The organism is Oceanobacillus profundus, assembly GCF_003515705.1.
GTDB classification, from domain to species: Bacteria; Bacillota; Bacilli; order Bacillales; family Amphibacillaceae; genus Oceanobacillus; species Oceanobacillus profundus.
This window is the reverse complement of record NZ_QWEH01000014.1, coordinates 15,129-34,493: the sequence shown is the minus strand read 5'-3', so window position 1 is coordinate 34,493 and position 19,365 is coordinate 15,129. Positions and strand designations below refer to the sequence as shown.

16 protein-coding genes and 3 pseudogenes are annotated in these 19,365 nt (G+C 36.6%); 6 read left to right on the top strand and 13 right to left on the bottom strand.

Annotation, left to right across the window (positions count from 1 at the left end; all coding sequences use genetic code 11):
- Positions 1–58: 58 nt before the first annotated feature.
- From D1B32_RS17230 to D1B32_RS17180, 10 genes and pseudogenes are all read right to left on the bottom strand, one after another.
- On the bottom strand, positions 59–1,111 hold the full coding sequence (locus D1B32_RS17230; RefSeq protein ID WP_095308210.1) for an Ldh family oxidoreductase: 1,053 nt from the start codon (positions 1,109–1,111) through the stop codon (positions 59–61).
- 332 nt (positions 1,112–1,443) lie between these two features.
- Positions 1,444–2,877 (bottom strand): NAD-dependent succinate-semialdehyde dehydrogenase, encoded by a 1,434-nt coding sequence (locus D1B32_RS17225; protein WP_095308208.1) that lies wholly within the window; start codon positions 2,875–2,877, stop codon positions 1,444–1,446.
- A 32-nt stretch (positions 2,878–2,909) separates the two neighbouring features.
- Positions 2,910–4,568, bottom strand: coding sequence for a thiamine pyrophosphate-dependent enzyme (locus tag D1B32_RS17220; protein ID WP_095308205.1), 1,659 nt, complete (start codon positions 4,566–4,568; stop codon positions 2,910–2,912).
- A gap of 515 nt (positions 4,569–5,083) precedes the next feature.
- Positions 5,084–6,067, bottom strand: coding sequence for a zinc-dependent alcohol dehydrogenase (locus D1B32_RS17210; RefSeq protein ID WP_144029174.1), 984 nt, complete (start codon positions 6,065–6,067; stop codon positions 5,084–5,086).
- 19 nt (positions 6,068–6,086) lie between these two features.
- Positions 6,087–6,305 (bottom strand): 3-hydroxyacyl-CoA dehydrogenase NAD-binding domain-containing protein, encoded by a 219-nt coding sequence (locus tag D1B32_RS17205; protein WP_095308201.1) that lies wholly within the window; start codon positions 6,303–6,305, stop codon positions 6,087–6,089.
- A 173-nt stretch (positions 6,306–6,478) separates the two neighbouring features.
- Complete coding sequence (locus D1B32_RS17200) at positions 6,479–7,669, bottom strand: thiolase family protein (RefSeq protein WP_118889974.1); 1,191 nt, start codon at positions 7,667–7,669, stop codon at positions 6,479–6,481.
- 46 nt (positions 7,670–7,715) lie between these two features.
- A complete protein-coding gene (locus tag D1B32_RS17195; RefSeq protein ID WP_240033825.1) occupies positions 7,716–8,123 on the bottom strand; it encodes a Ger(x)C family spore germination protein in 408 nt (135 codons plus the stop codon).
- A 176-nt stretch (positions 8,124–8,299) separates the two neighbouring features.
- Positions 8,300–8,713, bottom strand: a complete 414-nt coding sequence (locus D1B32_RS17190; RefSeq protein WP_240033824.1) for a GerAB/ArcD/ProY family transporter — start codon at positions 8,711–8,713, stop codon at positions 8,300–8,302.
- A pseudogene (locus tag D1B32_RS17185) lies at positions 8,691–10,181 on the bottom strand (spore germination protein). The gene D1B32_RS17190 and the pseudogene D1B32_RS17185 overlap by 23 nt, the downstream one beginning before the upstream one ends.
- A 426-nt stretch (positions 10,182–10,607) precedes the next feature.
- On the bottom strand, positions 10,608–12,080 hold the full coding sequence (locus tag D1B32_RS17180; RefSeq protein WP_095308197.1) for an aldehyde dehydrogenase family protein: 1,473 nt from the start codon (positions 12,078–12,080) through the stop codon (positions 10,608–10,610).
- 1,036 nt (positions 12,081–13,116) lie between these two features.
- Here D1B32_RS17180 and D1B32_RS24160 point away from each other — a divergent pair.
- A pseudogene (locus D1B32_RS24160) lies at positions 13,117–13,197 on the top strand (spore coat protein); the annotation flags it as partial.
- Positions 13,198–13,504: 307 nt separating this feature from the next.
- Here D1B32_RS24160 and D1B32_RS23865 read toward each other — a convergent pair.
- Positions 13,505–13,663: a hypothetical protein gene (locus tag D1B32_RS23865; RefSeq protein ID WP_158586286.1), complete on the bottom strand. Its 159-nt coding sequence runs from the start codon at positions 13,661–13,663 to the stop codon at positions 13,505–13,507.
- Between the two features lie 126 nt (positions 13,664–13,789).
- Between D1B32_RS23865 and D1B32_RS17165 the strand changes: the two genes are divergently transcribed.
- Together D1B32_RS17165 and D1B32_RS24620 are read left to right on the top strand one after the other, a co-directional pair.
- Complete coding sequence (locus D1B32_RS17165; RefSeq protein ID WP_095308306.1) at positions 13,790–14,062, top strand: hypothetical protein; 273 nt, start codon at positions 13,790–13,792, stop codon at positions 14,060–14,062.
- 434 nt (positions 14,063–14,496) lie between these two features.
- A pseudogene (locus D1B32_RS24620) lies at positions 14,497–15,016 on the top strand (S8 family serine peptidase); the annotation flags it as partial.
- Positions 15,017–15,399: 383 nt separating this feature from the next.
- Here D1B32_RS24620 and D1B32_RS17155 read toward each other — a convergent pair.
- Both D1B32_RS17155 and D1B32_RS17150 read right to left on the bottom strand, forming a co-directional pair.
- Positions 15,400–15,738 carry a spore coat protein gene (locus D1B32_RS17155; RefSeq protein ID WP_095308193.1) on the bottom strand — a complete coding sequence of 113 codons (339 nt, stop codon included), beginning with the start codon at positions 15,736–15,738 and terminating at the stop codon, positions 15,400–15,402.
- Positions 15,731–16,018: a hypothetical protein gene (locus D1B32_RS17150; protein ID WP_095308191.1), complete on the bottom strand. Its 288-nt coding sequence runs from the start codon at positions 16,016–16,018 to the stop codon at positions 15,731–15,733. The genes D1B32_RS17155 and D1B32_RS17150 overlap by 8 nt, the downstream gene beginning before the upstream one ends.
- 322 nt (positions 16,019–16,340) lie before the next feature.
- Here D1B32_RS17150 and D1B32_RS17145 point away from each other — a divergent pair, with 322 nt between their 5' ends.
- The 3 genes from D1B32_RS17145 (at position 16,341) to D1B32_RS17135 (ending at position 19,265) form a co-directional block, all read left to right on the top strand.
- The gene (locus D1B32_RS17145; RefSeq protein WP_118889973.1) at positions 16,341–17,834 is read left to right on the top strand and encodes a phospholipase D-like domain-containing protein; all 1,494 of its coding nucleotides are present in this window, start codon (positions 16,341–16,343) and stop codon (positions 17,832–17,834) included.
- A 145-nt stretch (positions 17,835–17,979) separates the two neighbouring features.
- Positions 17,980–18,558, top strand: a complete 579-nt coding sequence (locus tag D1B32_RS17140; protein ID WP_009336498.1) for a CBO0543 family protein — start codon at positions 17,980–17,982, stop codon at positions 18,556–18,558.
- 23 nt (positions 18,559–18,581) lie between these two features.
- Positions 18,582–19,265 carry a DUF421 domain-containing protein gene (locus D1B32_RS17135; protein ID WP_118889972.1) on the top strand — a complete coding sequence of 228 codons (684 nt, stop codon included), beginning with the start codon at positions 18,582–18,584 and terminating at the stop codon, positions 19,263–19,265.
- Positions 19,266–19,365: the final 100 nt, after the last annotated feature.

The following is a 19,365-nucleotide window of genomic DNA, read 5'->3' as shown; positions in this document are numbered from 1 at the left end:
ATATTTCGTGAGCAAGGATATTTGTCCCAAGATTTTAAACACTATTTAATCTGATATATTAAACATACGAAATTAAAATACTTTCAATGGATGCTTCACATTGTTTCCCTAACATTTTTAACTCATTGAAGATAGCTTCTGTTAAAACTAATCCTTCACTTTGAACTTTTTCGCGCTTATTCTGTTCTATATCACCAGGCATAAATACTCGTTCCACTCCATCTGCTGCAGGACCTTTTACCGTTTGTTCAATACGGTCTTGCATTCGTTCCTTATACACATCAATATCCATAAAACTATTAATATCTATAACGATAAACATATGACCTAATGTTTGCGGTTCATCGCCATCATACATTAACGGAATCTGATCACCAAATAGGGATCCAGTTAATACCCCTGTCATAATATCGATCATAATGGCTAATCCAGAACCTTTAGCACCAAATGGAAGTAAATATCCGTCAAGCGCTTCTTGAGCATCGGTTGTTGGTTTTCCGTCTTTCGTAATCGCCCAGCCTTCCGGAATACTTTGATTATTTTTTGCAGCAAGATTAATCTTTCCACGAGCTACCGTACTTGTTGCCATATCTAGTACAACTGGGTGTTGGTTTGTTGGTGCCGCAATACAAATAGGGTTCGTACCTAAAGTTGGTCGTTTAGAGCCCCAAGCTACCATTAACGGAGAAGCGTTCGTCATTACAATACCAATACAACCTTGCTTAGCTGCCATTCTTGCAAAGTAGGAAGCAGTTCCAAAATGATTCGAATTTTGAACAGCACTAATTGCTGTACCACATTCCTTAGCTTTATCAATTGCTTTTTGCATGGCTACTTTCCCTGCATATTGTCCCCAACCGTTATTGGCATCGTACAAAATAGTTGCTTTGTTCTCTCTAACTACCGAAAGTTCTGTCTTTGGTTCAATTAAGCCTTTTTCCAAACGTTTCATGTAATCGGCTAATCGCGTTACCCCATGGGAGTCAACACCGATTTCATTAGCATCAACTAAACTATCAGCAATGATCTTTGCTTCCTTTTCTGGGATTGAATTTCCTAATAGGACTTTTTCACAATACTCTTTTAGTCTCGAAGAATCTACCGTATACATTTGAACAGCTCCTATGCACTATTTCATAATAATCATAAATATCGGGAAAAATTTTATACCTCACCACACCTTAAGTAAGCGGTTACAAATCTGTTTTTTTAATACACTCAATCAATACTAATACATGATAATAATCCGACAACAAGTGTCAGGGGTATTCCAAAGCTCTGTCAATCCAAATCATAGAAATACCCTCTGCTTTAAAAATATTACCAAGATGTACCTATCGAGAATGAGAGAATGCACAAATAATCACAGTTCCTGACCACCATTTAATAAACATACTTATATATTTATTCGTAAAAATAAAGTGAATTATTTATGAGTTCAACCTACAAATCTAATTGAAGCGATAAATATTTGTATTCCAGATAATCTTCAATTCCATATTTACCGCCTTCGCGCCCAACACCCGAATCTTTCACACCTCCGAATGGTGCCTGCGCTACGGTAGGTGCTGGATCGTTAATTCCAACAATACCGTATTCAAGTCTTTCACTAACTCGGAAAATACGTGAGGCATCGTTCGTAAAAATATATGAAGCTAACCCGTAAACACTATTATTCGCTTTTTCAATGACCTCATCTTCTGTTTCAAATTCAAAAATTGGAGCTACTGGACCAAACGTTTCTTCATGAGAAATTTTCATTTCATGCGTAGCATTTGTTAATAGAGTAGGTTGATAGAAATAACCGTCCTTAAACTTTCCTTCGTTTAATCTTTCTCCTCCTACTACAACTTTTGCTCCTTTTTCAACAGCATCTTTAATTTGATCTTCAGCTTTTTCAATTGCTCGTTCATTGATCAGCGGGCCAATTGTCACACCAGAATCAAGACCGTTTCCAACCATTAATTCATTTATTTTTTGTGCAAAACGTTCGGAGAATTGTTCAGCAATACTATTTTGAACATAAATTCTATTTGCACAAACACAGGTTTGACCTGCATTTCGAAACTTACTTGCGATTGCTCCTTCAACTGCTGCGTCTATATTAGCGTCTTCAAAAACAATCAATGGTGCATGACCACCTAACTCCATGGAAACCTTCTTCATTGTATCTGCCGATTTGCGAACAAGCTGCTTGCCTACTTCTGTTGAACCAGTGAACGTAATCTTTCGAATAACAGGAGATTCCATCATGACATCAACAATATCATTTGCTGAACCATGCACTAAATTTATTACACCTTTCGGAACCTTTGCCTCATGAAACGCTTTTACTACTTCTATTGCCGTTAGCGGAGTTGCCGATGCTGGCTTCAGTACAACCGTGCATCCAGCAGCCAATGCAGGTGCAAGTTTCCTTGTTATCATAGCGATAGGAAAATTCCACGGTGTGATTGCTCCTACTACTCCAACTGGCTGACGAATTACCATAAGTCGTTTGTTCTCTGAAGATGAAGGTATTGTATCACCATATATCCGCTTTCCTTCCTCTGCATACCAATCGATATAATCAATTGCCATCGCAACCTCACCTTTTGCTTCTCCTAGCGGCTTCCCCATTTCCTTCGTAATCAATGAGGCAATTTGGTCTGCTCTTGAACGCAGGATAGTAGCCACTTCCATTAAATATTGATATCTCTTTTTAGCAATAAGTTTCGCCCATGATGGAAAAGCTGCTTTTGCGGATTCAATAGCTTTTTCCGTTTCATTACCTCCGCCTTTTGCTACACTTCCAATAACTTCACCTGTTGCTGGATTCACTACTTGGATAACCTCGCCTGTTTGGGATTCAATCCATTCACCCTCTATATAAAGCATAATACTCCCTCACTTCTTTGTTTTATTTCATTTTATTGTGTAAGCGTTTGTATTTTCACGTTTTTCTCTTGACCTGCTGTAAGAATCTCAGGATTTGTTAAAACTTCTATTAAAGCTGGTTTACCTGCAGACAATGCTCTTTCTAATGCAGGAATAAAATCTGCATTCTTTTCGACCCTTTCACCGTATCCACCAAAGTTTTCAGCTACTTTGGCGAAATTTGGGCTTGTCAATTCAGTTCCAACTACTCTACCTGGGTATTTATTTTCCTGATGTGAACGTATGGTTCCATATATACTATTATTCACTACAATTGCTATAACTGGAATATTATATCTCACTGCTGTTTCAAACTCTTGCATTGTCATCATATAGCCACCGTCGCCTGAAAAAGAAACTACGACTCTTTCAGATTTAGCAAATTTTGCACCAATAGCTGCTGGCAATCCATACCCCATTGCCCCTGACGTTGGTCCAATATAGGTATCTGCTTGATCGAAGCGATAATAACGTGATAGCCAAGTGAAAAAGTTTCCAGCATCATTCGTAATGATAGAGTCTTTCGGAAGTCTCTGAATCAAGTCATGCATCATCCCATCCATATCTACATAATCTTCGCTGTAATCTTCTTTTGTTGTTGAATAGGTATTATATTTTTTATTTATTTCGTTAAGGTTATAAGAACGTTGCTGATTTTTTATTGGTTCAATATTTTTTAATAGTTCCTTTGTAAATTCTTTTACATCAGAAACAATTGGCAATGTCGGTGTATACACTTTTCCTAGAACATCCGGTGAAATATCAACATGGATTAAACGAGTATTTTCATTTAAAAGAGTATAATTATTTGTAGCAAGTTGCGTAAACCTTGTCCCTAAAGCTAGAATTAAATCGCACTCTTTTATATAATCCAGCAAATAAGCTGGCGCTCCCATCCCTAATGATCCTACATAGTTTGGATGCGAATTTGGAAATGCAGTAAAACGTCTAAACGCAGTAACAACTGGTATTTGCAACGTCTCTGCAATTTGGATAAGTTCTGGTTGTGCCTTTGCTAAGTCTACTCCCCCACCTGCAATGATAATCGGTTTTTCCGCTTTTGATAATTCACTTACTGCTTGTTTAACAGATTCGGTATTCGGTTGAATAGAATTCACATGGTAAGGTGTATGTGTGACATCCCCTGTTAAATCCTCCAACATATCCTCAGGTAATGAAACTAACACAGGACCTGGTCTGCCTGAACGTGCTATATGAAAAGCTCTATGCAATAGTTCAGGAACTCTATCCGCTTGATCTATTTCTACTGTCCACTTACATAAATGACTGAAAAAAGGAACAAAATCAACTTCTTGGAATGCTTCTCTATTTTTAAAAGAGCGTTCAACTTGACCTATTAAGGCAACTAAAGGTGTGGAGTCTTGCTGGGCCGTGTGAATACCTATTGATAAATTAGTCGCTCCCGGCCCTCTTGTAGCCATACAAACTCCAACATCTCCCGAGGCTTTTGCATACGCTTCGGCCATAAAGGAGGCTCCTCCCTCCTGTCTTGCTGAAATATATTCAATATCTGAATGATCATAAAAAGCATCCATTACAGCTAAATAACTTTCACCAGGAACACCAAAAACTTTTCTAACTCCTTCTTTCCTTAAAACTTCCACTACACGTTGCCCACCTGTTCTTTTCATGAGTTTGTCCCCTTTATATTTTTTCAAAGTAATTAATTCAATTCATATGAATCCACTCATAGACTTCTTACAAATCTAATAACTGAGTCAATAAGTGTCTGAGTGGTCTAGCCACTTAAAAGATATCATGGTAACGTTTTCATGTCAATGACTATTTTAAATTTTTTATTTATTTAAAATAAAAAAATAGTTATCAATTGGTTAAATAAAACTGTAGGTATCGGAGGGTTTTGCCAATTATACTATCAACAATTGATAGTATTGTTTACATCAGATTTAAATCAGGATATATTAAAAATGGAACTAAAGAAACTACATGATTATTTAAAACAAGTAACTCAAACACAATCTATCGTACTTTTTTTTGGAAGAATTCAATCCATATACACTAATTTGGATAACAGTTATCACAGATTATTCTTAATAGAGTTTAAGCAGCTTGCAAATTTCATGCAAGCTGCTTGGGTGTTTCACGAAATCCGGTTCTGAATGTTTAACTCTCTAACAAGATAAAATTAAGGCTCCAGTATCACCTTAATTGCTTCTTTTGCTAGGCCAACTTCAAATCCGTTCACTGCATTATCTAAGGAAAATTTGTCTGACACTAATTTTTCATAAGGATATTTACCAGATGCCGCCATAGAAATTGTCCTTTTCAACGTTTTTTCTGTTACACCGTAGACGCCTTTCACGGTAATTTCGCCTCTGACAATTTCATTTGTTGGAAGTATTGTATCCTTTGCACTGATTCCGACTAAGAGAATTTCCGCCCCTTTTGAACACATCCTTACACCATCTACTAAAGACTGATGGAAACCGCTTGTTTCGAACACATGATCGACCCCTTCTCCATCCGTTATCCGACTAATCGCATCTACCACGTTTTCTTTGTCAGCATAAACAATGTCTGTTGCACCAAGCTCCTTAGCTAATTTCAATCGCTCTTCATCTTGCGTTAATCCAGTTACAATTAATCGTTCAAACCCGTAATTGGATAGAGAAGCAATCATCGATAAACCAATTGGACCAGGTCCGATAACTACTGCTGTATCTCCTGGCAGAAGACTGGCCCGTTCAATAGCACGTACACCAATACCGACCGCTTCAAGCAAACCAGCAACTTCACTTGGAATCTCATCCGGTATTTCTAAAACGTTTTGGTAGTAAATAGCAGCATACTCTGCCATTCCACCATTTTCTCTAAATCCATAACGTAAAGATTCAGCAGCTACCTTGCTCATTGATCCATTCCCATGATCACAAAGGTTTGTATTCCCCTTCTGGCAATTTTTACAATGTCCACATTTAATTATCACACGTTTATCCAGTAAATATTCATGATTAGGATTTTCTGCTTTCACTACTTTTCCAGTAAATTCATGTCCTAAAATTACAGGTGTGGGCACCCATTCATACGCATTCATCCCTTCATACATATGTAAATCACTGCCACAAATACTTGCTGCTTCTACTTTAACAAGTACTTGATCTTTCTCCAATCGTGGTGTTTCCACCTCTTTAACCTGAACTCCATGAATCCATTTCAGATAACGGTATAAACTCGTATTTTCTTAATAAAGAAAGTTCATCCTCAATCTTCCCTTTTGCTGCTTGTATTACTTGTTCATTGGAATCAATTAATTTTACAATAAAACCATTTTGGGCAAATAGTTGCGTAATACCTAATCCCATCGTCCCAGCACCAATTATTGCTATTTTTTGTTTTGTTGTGTTCAACTTCTCACCTCAACCCTAATTTTCTAAGCACTCTTTTATGATAATGTAAACAGAGGCCAGAACCTTTTTATTATACAAAAATTATTAATCTTATACTACAAACTTAATATCACTAAAAAATAATATAATAGATTAATATAATGATAATATTAGCGACAAAACATCTTTAAGTTTTAAAATTGGGTATTTTCAATTATCGTACTGATTCCTAACCCTCCAGCTATACATAGGGTAATTAAACCATAACGTTTTCCAGTGCGTTCTAAATCGTGAATGAGTATTGTCGCCAAGATAGCTCCTGTTGCACCAATTGGATGTCCTAGAGCAATAGCACCACCATTTGGATTGATTTTATTCATATCCATATTTAATTCTTTTATTACCGCGAGAGATTGTGCTGAAAAGGCCTCGTTCAACTCAATAACATCAATATCATTTAATTCTAAACCAGCTATTTTCAAGGCTTTTAATGTTGCGGGAACTGGACCAATCCCCATAAACTTCGGATCAACTCCTGCTGAGGCTTGCGCAACAATTCTTGCTTTCGGTTTCTTTCCAAGTCGGATTGCCTCTTCTTCTGACATTAATATTAAAGCTGCAGCCCCATCATTTCTTCCACTACTATTACCTGCAGTTACAGTCCCACCTTCTTTAAACGCTGGTTTTAAGTTTACTAGTTTTTCCAAGCTTGTATCCCTTGGATGTTCATCAACTTTAAATACCTTTTCACTTTTTTTATTTTTAACTAAATATGGAACAATTTCTTTTTCAAAAAGTCCACTGGAAATTGCCCTTTTCGCCTTTTCTTGACTACTTAATGCAAACTCATCTTGTTCTGTTCTTGAAATTTTATATTTTTCAGCTAGATTTTCTGCCGTCGTTCCCATCGTTTGTATCCCGTACTCTTCAGGCTGGGATCCTGGCTGACTTTCCGTATTTGGGTCAAGCAATAAACCGTTACCTGAATGCAAGCCAAATCGAGCATTTCGAATATAGTACGGAGCTGTACTCATTGATTCAGCTCCACCTGCAATAATAACATTCGATAGCCCACATTGAATTTGTTGTGCAGCTGAATTGATTGCTTGTACACCTGATCCACATTGGCGATGAAAAGTATATGCAGGAACTTCAACCGGAAACCCAGCTCTCAGTGCAGCGACCCTTGCTAAGTTTGAAGCATCCGCACTTTGTTTTGCCTGTCCCACAATGACTTCATCTACAACCTCTTTGGAAATGCCTGTTCTTTTCACAACATCATCAAGAACTCTCGCTGCAAGATAATCCACATCTACATTTCCCAAAGCCCCACCTAATTTACCAATCGCTGTTCGAACCGAATCGATAATTACAACATTTGACACATTACCATCTCCATTTTAAATCTATTAAGTTAATATTTTTTTTAAATCAAATATCTGTCACAGCAATTTTGGCGTTTAAATCCACCCTTGGATCCCGGTAAAGAGAATCCAGCACATTGTAGATATCACCTTTGGCGATGTCGATTCCTAAGATTAAAGTTCTTCCTTTTGCTGGATCGTAATTACCAGGTACGCTTTGATCAATTGTCATGCTTGCCTCTTTTATCGAACCTCCTTTTCCAGTTACCAGTTCATTCGATATGGATATTTCCCCCCTGCTTGACTCACTAATATTCATATCTCTAATAATTGAAGTTGTTTGATAATCATCATTCTCATCCAAGTCAAAACCCGATATATACACAGTACGGGAATTCTTTAGAAGTCTTTCATCCCAGCACCCAGCTAGTAATGGAAGAATAAATAAGATCAAGAAGAGCTCATTTTTTCCCATAGGTCGATCCCACCTCTCTTTTAAAGATAATTGTTATTAAAAGCAGTAGGATAGGGATAATAATGCCGAAAATTAAACTTAAATGCTTTAACCATTTTTCAAGTAAGGTAATCTCCATATAATAAAATATTATCGAAACGATAAGGACGAATGTTCCAGATAGTATCACAGCAAATTTATGTTTGATATGGATTAAAAATAAGTAGAACGAATGTTATCAAAAATAATATCCATGCTGGAGTTTCAGGGAGTATCCATCGTTTCAAGGTATCCGCATATTTAATGAAGATATAACAAATCACTGTGAGCAGGTAAATAATATATAAAAAATTTAATATAGTTCCAGAAGTTTTCCCCAAAATTACTTTAGAAAAATCAAATAAGGTAAGATTAGGGAAATTCCTGCAAAGTAACCAGATAAGCAGTACAATTAGTTGAATAAAAAATCCAGAAATTAAAATGGAAATCCATCCGTCACTGCCTGCTGCTTCATGTGTTTGATGAGGTAATGATAACAAGCCTACACCAATCATTGTTTGCACCAGCAGAAAAAATAAATTTACAGAACTAATACGGCTCTTCACTCTCATCTAGTTTCCACTTCCTTGATCGTTTTTCTTGCTTATAATGAGGAGAATTTTTAGAGTGTTTATACATCATCCAAGAAGGAACACGAATGATAGTATCTTTAAAATCCTCCATGTTTAATGGAACAAAAGGTGAAAAATATGGAAGACCGAATGAAGTAAGGCGTGACAAGTGAATTAACACAAATAACACTCAAATGACAATTCCTAAAAAGCCGAATATAGCTGCCAATAGCATTAAAGGAAATCCTAATATACGAATCGAGCTGCTCATTTCTAGATTTGGCTGAACAAATGATGAGACTGATGTTAATGCAACAACTATAAGACCACCATAGGAGACAATTCCTGCCTCAACCATTGCTGTTCCTACAACTAGCCCTCCGACGATCCCAAAAGTCGTGGCAACGGAAGGTGGCAGTCGAATGGACGCTTCTCTAAGCAACTCTAAGGAAAGTTGCATAATCAATAACTCTATAAATGGCCGAAATGGTACGTAGCTCAACGAAGACTGTAACGAATAAACAAGCTCCAATGGAATTACTTCATAATGGAATGAAACGAATGCAATATATAATGCCGGTAGAATAAGTGCAATGATATAGCTGAATAGACGTATAAATCTAAAAAATGAACCTAACCACCAACGGGTAATATAGTCATCCGGTGTTTGAAAGAACGTCATAAATGTTGCTGGCAATATAATTACAGTAGGACTTCCATCTATAATTAAAGCAACCCTTCCGTCCTTTAAATTTGCTGAAGCTCGGTCTGGCCGTTCTGTAAGTAAAAGCTGGGGAAATGGAGTAACTGTATGATCTTCAATGCAATCCTGAATATCTCCTGCTGATCGGATGGAATCAAGCGTAATACTTTTTATACGTTGTTCAACCTTTTTTATGATTTCCGGATCTGTCAAGTGATCCAAATAAATTAGTGATACATTCGTTGTTGTTGAGGAACCCAATGTATACTTTTTAACCGTGAAATCGGGTGATTTTGTTACAGTACGGAGTAAAAAAATGTTTTTGTCTAAGCTTTCAACAAAACCTACTTTTGCCCCAAGGATTGTTTTTTCTACGATAGGCTCCGAAACTTCTCTATCGGTTGATGCGTTCGTTTTCAGCAGGAATCCTTCACTATTCCTGCCTTTTTTTATTAGCAGACAATAACCGTCTAATAATCCGTTGATGGCTATTTTATTACTTTTGGCAGTGCTGATCTCCTGGCTATATAGTTCATTTAAAATATTGTTGTTTTCCATTTTTATAAGCGGTTTAATTATTTTTGATTCAAGCTTTTCCTGATCAACTAATGAATTGATGTAAAGGATAATATAGATTTGATTATTGCTATGTATTTCACGGTCTTTTAAATCGCTAGTATGATTTAATTGACTTTTGATATTCTTTATGGAAAGATTAGCCTGATTTATCAAAGACTTTTTGGATTTATTTCTTTTAAATCTCATCCCTGCACACCCTTTTTACCGCCACTTCTTGTTAGTAGTATGTGGAATTTGAATACAATTATGCAAATAGAAGATGGAAGATGTTTCAAAGAGAATGCAAGGACATCCGTGGGACAAATTACTTGAACACCAACGCTCAGCAGCCCCATAAGCCATATTCCACAAATTGGCCCAATAATAAAGTTTTGGAGGCTATACTTTATTCTATTTTGCACCTTTAGTATAATTAGTTCTTTACTCTTTCTTTAACCTTAGCCGGCAAAAGTTCTTTTAGTAGTTTAATCACCGAAACTTACTGAATATGTTAATCCCCACCTGTTTTTAGGTGGGGATTAAACAAGAAGGGGATCGGTTGAATCAGTTCCTTTATCTCCATTATTTTATAATCCCTTTTATGTCTGTTCTGTCCTTCCTTTATGTTTATTTTTATTCCAGATAATCTGTATGGAAAGGACTTTCTCTTTCTTCGGTTTGCACAGAAATCCATTGGACAGTAGTAAACTCTTCAAGTGACCATTTTCCTCCGAATCGCCCCAATCCAGATGCTTTCTCACCTCCGAACGCAATCAATGGCTCATCGTTAACGCTTTGGTCATTCACATGAACCATGCCGGAAGTTATCTGTTTGGCCATTTCCACACCTCTTTCTGGGGAACCTGCGTGAACCGCCCCACTTAGACCAAATGGGGTATCATTTGCAATACGAATTGCTTCTTCATCACTTTCAGCAGAAATGATGGTTGCAACCGGGCCAAACATTTCGTTTTGAGCAGTCGCTACATCATTCGAACCAGTTAGTATATAAGGATGCATGACGTTCCCTTCCACTTTTCCTTCCAGCACAACTTCTGCCCCTTGCTTTTTAGCTGATTCAATTTGTTCAAGAATCCGATCAATTGCCTGCCGATTTATCAAAGGACCGATTAGATTATCCTTTTCGCTTGGGTCGCCCACTTTAATCCTTTTGGTCTTTTCAACAAATTTCTCAACAAATTCCTCATATAAATCCTTATGAACTATAATTCGATTAATAGCCATACATATTTGTCCATTATGCATAAACTTACCGAATAATGTGGAATTTACTGCACTTTCCACTTTCGCATCACCAAGCACTACAAGCGGGTTGTTCCCCCCTAACTCAAGTGCAACTTTTTTAATATTTCTTCCACAAATTTCACCAATATACCGTCCTGCCGAAGTAGATCCTGTAAATGAAATTAACCGTGGAATTGGATGTTCCACAAATGCATCACCGATATCTTCTAAGTTTGGAACCACAACATTAAAGATTCCTTTCGGCAATCCCGCCTCTTCAAATACCTTCGCAAGTAATATCCCGCCAGTTACCGCAGTTTGCTCATCTGGTTTCAGTACGACCCCGTTACCGACAGCAAGTGCCGGTGCTACCGAACGCATGGCAAGATACATTGGGAAGTTGAATGGCCCGATTACACCAACTACCCCTAAAGGACTTCGGTAAATTCTATTTTCCTTTCCTGGGATAAGGGAAGGTACAATTTCCCCATTCATTCTAAGGGGAAAAGATGCTGCTTCCCTTGTAATTGCAATAACAAAGTCAATTTCGACGTTAGCCTTCAGATGTGATGAACCCCCTTCCCTAATTAAATGATCAACAAACTCTTCTCTTCTCGCTTCAATAATCTGCACTGCCTTTTCCATAATGGAAGATCGTTCAAATGGATTATATTTTGCCCATTCTTTTTTAGCCTGTTCAGCAGATTGATAAGATTCATCGATATCTTCTTTACTAGCCATTTTTATTTCTTGTAGAACTTCATCATTATAGGGATTTTTTACTTCATAAGTGGTTTTTCCTTGACCATCACGCCATTCACCAGAGATATAATTTTTGTTGAGATTTTCATAAATTTTCATATAATTTATTCTCCTTTCCTTCGTATACATGATTTAATCTTTATTAAAAAAACTTCCCTCTCTATCCCTATTTAAACTCGAATGGGACAAGGAAGAGGAAAATGCGCCTCTTTAAAATGCGATTGAAGCCAGAGAACTGTTCCCTTTGTAATCCCCCCTTTTCATGATTTCAAAAAAAGCAACCTGTCGTATGATTCCACCGAATCGCTTTAATATTCGAGAAACTACTGTTACATTAAGATTACTGAGGGAACTTTAGGCTAATAGAAAGACTCTTTACTCTGTTTACTCAAGTTGAAAGAATACTTAAAATTAAATAATATCGGAACCATAACAACAAAAGTTGTGTAGTTGCACGGAACAGTTAGTAATCGGAATCAAGTAAAAATTATTAAAAAAAGCTCAAAATAAAATCAAAAGTGACAATTAGGTGTTCTAGCCTTATTACACTTTATGAATGGTCAAAAACAAACAAAAATCAGAAAAGAAAAAAGCAAATCTTTATAACATTGACAGTAGGAGGAACTTTACTTGCTATCCTCCTCGTTTTCTTTCCGGAAATGCCAGGACCAACTCAAATCGTTGAAGGGATTTTTAAGCCTTTAGGTAAATTTTTGGAAAAATAAAAGTATTCGAGTGAAAAAGTATAGGAACATTAACCGAAAAATGTCGTCATATATGAACGGGTGGAATTCCCATCAAGAAAGAACTATCTTACTCGAGCGAGTCTGGTGAGTCATTTATTTTCAAGCACAGCCACCAATAGCAGGTAGAAAGGGAAGGCTTGCGTACAAATAATGTTATCCGGATTACTTGCCTCAGTAAATGGAATATTCATAGGTGATCACTAGATGGTGATTAAAGCATTATACATTTGGTTATATAAGCTAGGCAGTTTATGAATCTATTGTAAATAGACAGTAGAAATCAAGGTTTATACTCGCAGTAACAATAGGAGAGAATCTCTACTTTTTCATTGACACTTCTGAAAATTGGTCTAACCGTTCTTTGATACAATCGGTTTAGACAGTGGCTTTTTTTGGGTGATTTATTGGCTGTCAAGACTGCTGTCAGGAACTATTCTATCGCGATTACTGAAACGGCAACGCCAACTTTATCAAAAAGAGAGCCCTAAAAGTTAGGGCTCAAAAATTACAGGGGATAGTTCAGTATGAACTATCTTTAATTGTTTCCAACTACCTTTTAAAATATGCACTGACCGTTCATATTTTTATAAAAGTAACTAAATAAAAGATGCTTTCTATAATCTTGTGGTCATCAAAAGAAAGGTAAAAAAGCCCATATTTATTGTGTTATGCAGGATTTTTGAACAAACTCTTTGTTTATCATTTTTAGTTTTTGATTACTCGTGATAAGCTCGTCTAATTCTTTAATACAATAATTTCTTTGATATAGATTAGTTTTTATTTATTCCCATCAATAGCCTCTATTTGACCTTTGACTGTAAGATTGTCATAAAACTTTTCAGTACTACATTTTTTATCTCCAATTCCTGACACTTTCCCGTTTATCAATAAATCCTCTAATTCTTTTTTAAAAAGGAAATTTTGAAAATGATACAAATAGGCCCCTACTGTTTGGTGATTAAGGACCTTAATATTATTGTTGTTAAGTTAAAATGTTCGTATAAAAAAGTGGAAGGAGAAGATAATATTAAAAGTAAAAAACTAATAGTGAGGACGATAAAAGTGAATCTAAAGTGGTTAAGACTATTAACAGCAGTTTTTCTATCTACCATCATGTTATTGGGGTGTAATAATGTAGAAGAGGATAATGATCCACCACCACCTGAAGTGGATGTAGATCCTGATAGAGAAGAACCAATTGAAGATCCTGAAGATGCAAATGACCCAGATAATATAGATGAAAATAAAGATGATGAAGCTGATTTAGTCCCTGATGCAGAAGAACCCATTGAAGATCCTAAAGATGTAAACGATCCAGATAATATAGATGAATAAATATTAAAAGACAGCAATAAGGCACACCGTTTGTTTTAACGGTGTGCCTCTTATTGCTCCAAATTTAACTGTTACGATAACTCAATTGTTGTTTTTTGAACCAAAAGTACAACCCAAGATTTGACCGTTAAATAAGCGGTCTGTGCCAATTAAATAGGTTATTGCAGCAACTTCCTGCAATGCATGGACATATGAAGTATCTTTTGCTTGTTCTAATCCATTTAATACTTGTGATTTCAAATGAGGATATAAAGGTTGTTTGATTTGTTGCTCTGCCCAAATTTCAGACTCAGGATAATTGCTGAGACTGGGTGGAATATTGAGGGTGATAATTAGACATGTGATTATGATATTGATGCATTTTTAACTCCCTTTCTTTTCTTTAGAGTATATTCAGTTTTATCTTATGTTCCTCACTGGGGTTGATCTGGACCAGGAGATTAACAAATGGATACAATGTTCTGAAAAATAACGACTTTCCTGATGATGACAGTGGCCATGGCATCGGAAACAAACAACCAAGAAGGCATTGCTAGCATCACCTGGTATAACAAAATAATGCCTATAAAAGCAATGGGTGCTGAAGGATATGGAACGACCTTTGATATAGCAAAAGGGATTGGCAGTGGATCATGGAGCAAATGTCATTAATATGAGTTTAGGCAATTATCAGCCTTTTTCTCTTTCGAAAGAGGCAATCGAGCTATCCAGCAGCATATCCTGAAGTTTTAAGTGTGTCAGCTGTCGACAACACAGGACGACGAGCATCATTCTCAAATTACGGGGGATTATATTGATGTTTCAGCTCCTGGAGTCCAAATTACGAGCACATTTTAACCAGCAGTATGCAGCTTTATCAGGTACTTCTATGGCTTCGCCTCATGTGCAGGACTTGCTGGCCTTTTGCTTTCTGCAAACCCTAATTTAACTAACAGAGAAGTAATAGACATTATTAAGAATTTTGCATAGGAATCCCTGGAAATGAAATGATAGCGATTTGGCAATGGCTTAATTGATGTAAAGAAGCACTGGAAGCAGCCCAAAATGAATAATCTGAAATACTCCCCCTATTGACCCCATGTCAGGCAAAATTCAATGAACCTTTATAAAAGTTACCTTTTGTAGTTAAAAAACACCTTGAAATTTTTGAATTCATCCCCAAGTAGTTCCTGATTCTGGGTTCTGATATCATATTGCTAGGAAATCCTTCACAAGCAATCCTCTATTCTCCAAATGGATTTTCTGGAAAAGTTACAAAGGTTTAACTAAGGTTAGGCGATATGAAAAAATTGAATAATTTAAAAGCTATGGACTGGTTACCATAGCTTTTTGCGATCTTATTGTATTGGAGGATTATGCGGAAACTGGGACATATACCCTGTAAACTGCTGTGCCGCCTGTTGAAGTTTTTGTGGCTGTTCCGCTTCAAGCGAATACCATCCCTTTTGAAACATCAGATTATACAGTTCACGCTGCAAATTCTTCGTTTCGTCGAAAATCGCGTGAATGTCCTGATATAGTGAAGCGTGGCTTGCCTCATTCATTGCCGTAGAATAAGATGCCGTAATGTACTTTTCATACGAAAGCATATCGTTTAGGAAGTCACGTTCATTCATCTCAGGTGTTTTTGGTATAGGTGTTTCTGGATTTTGAATCTTGTTTTGATTGTTATTCATTTTGTATGTCCCCCTTATTATTCATTTGGTTCACATTTTGCTCCAAATGCTGCAAAATACACTGATAATGTCTTTCGTGCATCATGCTTGCCTTTTCAAGGGCTACTACGACCTGTTGATCTTGGCACTGGCCTGCTGCAAAATGTGCCTTTTTGAGTCCTAAAAGGTTCCACGATAGCATGTCCTTTAAGTAATTAAAATCTTTTCCTGTGATCACCTGTGGTGGCTCTTGAAAGACCGGCGGCTGACTTTGAGATTGATTCGGTTGTTGCTGTTGCATGAACAGTTCCTCCTTATTGCTTCATTACCACTTTAACTTTCCAAATTTATAAAAAACTATACATATATTAGGAATTTACCAGATGGTAATTTTTCAAAATCACTAAGTCTCTAGTTAGGACAGTGCCCAGATCATTACGCCTTTCATGATGTCAGAACTTACCCAACCATAATTCTCTTTTTTTTTCGTTCTTAATATCTTATAAAAGTTCTTATAAAGGTAGTCCATAATATATAACAAACAATCCCTTCATATTCCATACGTATATTGGTCCATAGTTTGTACATATTAAGAGAAAGAGAAAAAGAAGGAGGGATTCCAGTTGGAGTGGATTTTTTATCTATACCTGTTAAATATGTTCTTTATGTTATTCATAGCAATTTGGGAAGTTCGTCGCCCTGCCAAGGCTTTGAATTGGATAACAATCGTCCTTATTTTGCCAATCATTGGTTTCTGGCTATATCTTAGTACATCAAATCCCAGGCGTATTCATCGGAAAAGATTGACCTCTTCTCATAATGAGTCTGACAAATTACCTGATACATTTAGTCATTCATCCTCGGTAATCGCTGATACTTTACGTGATTTCACCGTGCAGGGGCTTCGAGTCGGCAAAGTCCAAGTACTAAACAATGGAATAGCAAAATATGAACTACTCATCGAATCTCTACAAAAAGCCCAAAAAACCATTGATCTGGAATATTACATCTATCGGAATGACCAAATAGGTAATCGCATCACAGAACTGCTGATCGAAAAAGCAGTAAACGGAGTGCGGGTTCGTTTTATTAGAGATGGTTGGGGGAGTAAAAAATTTCCGCGTCAAAAAATCCTGCAGATGGTGGAAGCAGGGATAGAATGCCGGACAATATTTCCTTTACGCTTTCCCTGGATTTTATCCAATTGGAATTATCGGGATCACTGTAAGATTGTCACGGTCGACGGAAAGAAAGCTTTTACTGGTGGCATGAACGTAGGATATGAATATACAGGATTAAATCCTGACGTTGGCTTCTGGCGGGATACTCATTTACAAATAACAGGAGAAGCATCAGTCGATTTGCAGACTGTCTTTGACGTTCATTGGAATATTGCTGTGCCGGAACGGGTAAAATCGAAAAAAAATCTGAAAACAAAATCTGAGGTAACAAAAATCAATCCAATCGGAAGAGTAGACCTTTCCAGATGGTCAGCCGAATTGGGGTCAGAGTTGAGCACCATAGATGGTAAAGAGATGGACATATATCCAAAGACAGGGACATTGCAAAAAGCGTACATCCACACGTTGGAAGGAAACCCTGGAATTCCTACCCCAGTTATTCGTCAAGCTTACTTTATATGTATAACACAGGCGACCAAGACTATTGATATAACAACCCCCTACTTTGTACCAGAAACAGATATTATCATGGCATTAAAGACAGCTGTGGCTCGTGGTGTAGATGTAAGATTGCTGGTTCCTCGCCACATTGACCAAAAAATTGTGGGCTATGCAAGCCGTACTTATTACGGGGAACTTATAGAAGCTGGGGTCCAAATCTACCAGTACAATAAAGGAATGTTACATGCGAAACTGATGATCATTGATGAGGAAATTGCAGAAGTAGGCGCAGCAAACTATGATATGAGAAGTTTTCGCCTGAATTATGAGGTGTGTCAAGTCGTGTACAGTGCTGATGTGGCAAGGGAACTCACAGAGCAGTTCGAGAGGGATCTTACTGATTCTGTACCATTAAGAATGGAAGACTTGTTGCAAAGATCCCTGACCGAGCGCATTGTTGAACAGGGTGCTCGCCTGCTTTCTCCATTATTATAAGTTGATGTATCCTGTTTTTATTGTTTTAAAAAGAACTTCCAACATGGTTTTTTTCTTATTTACGATGGAAATTCATTACTAACTAAAAAGGCAGCTCAAAGAGTTTGAATTCAAATATCTGTTACCTTTTCATTTAAATATAAAGGTGATATCAATAGATAATATATTTGAAAATCTTAAGGAAATACGTTTATTAGAAGATAAGCTCTATCATTTAGAATTAAATGGTTGGCTAAAAAATGAGTTTTTAACTTGGGAATGGTGGATACTAGTCGTTTTTTTAGTTGTGCCTTGGGTTATATGGGCTAAACTTGTTAAACGAGACATTATTTTAGAAATTTTGTTATTTGGTACCATAATTATCTTGACAACAACCTTATTAGATGTAGTTGGTGCACAATACAGTTTTTGGGATTACCCCATTGCATTCCTACCTTTTATTCCTAGGGCCTTTCCTTTTGATTTTTCAATGGTACCTGTAGCTTACATGTTGTTATATCAATATTTTAGAACATGGAAATCTTTTATTTTAGCCCAGATCATTATGGCACTAACATATGCCTATATAGGTGAACCCTTTTGCGAGTGGGTCAAACTTGTTAATTATTTAGAGTGGAGATATAGATATTCATTCATATATTACATCATTGTTGGAATTGTAACTCGAGCTTTAATACTAAAACTAGCCTCTTTATCTAAACCTCAAGATCTTACAACGAAGTAAAATTTAAATTGGAGGAAAAAACTTTGGAAGAAGTTAATATTGGTTTACTGACGATCAAAGTCATCGTTGGTTTTGCAACTTTATTTTTTATCATTATCATAACAGGCAGAACATCCATCTATCAGTTAACCCCGTTTCACTTAGTCTTTGTGTTAGTACTTGGAGATTTGTTAGGAAATACCATTTATGAAGATAAGGTAGGGATTTTTCATTTTTTATATGCCATCGGATTGTGGACGTTTCTTATGTTGGGAATAGAGTTTATGACTCTAAAAAATAAATCGACACGTTCTCTCTTATTAGGCAATCCTAACATCATCATTAGAGATGGTGTTATGGACAGAAAGTTACTTACAAAGAACAAATTGGATGTAAATCAAGTATTGAGTATACTCCGTCAAAATAATGTCTTTTCAGTTCGCGAAGTCAAATACGGTATATTGGAAGCTAATGGGCAAATAAGTTTATTATTAAAATCCAAGTATCAAAAACCAGACAAGCAAGATCTCAATCTTCCAGAAAGTCCAGTAGACCTCCCAACATCGTTAATTATAGATGGGGAAATTTTATGGGATAATTTACATGAACTCGGATTTGATCAACAGTGGTTAGATAACCAATTAACTACCAATGGATATGATAATGTAAAGCGTATACTTTACGCAGATTGGCGAGAGAGTGAAGGCATACATGTAAGTCCTAAATAAAATTTGTTAGGATAAGAGCACATCAATTTTCTTGGTGAATATAAACTAGTCTTCAACAAATCGGGCGCTATTGTTGAATAATTTCCAATCTCTCAGTGAT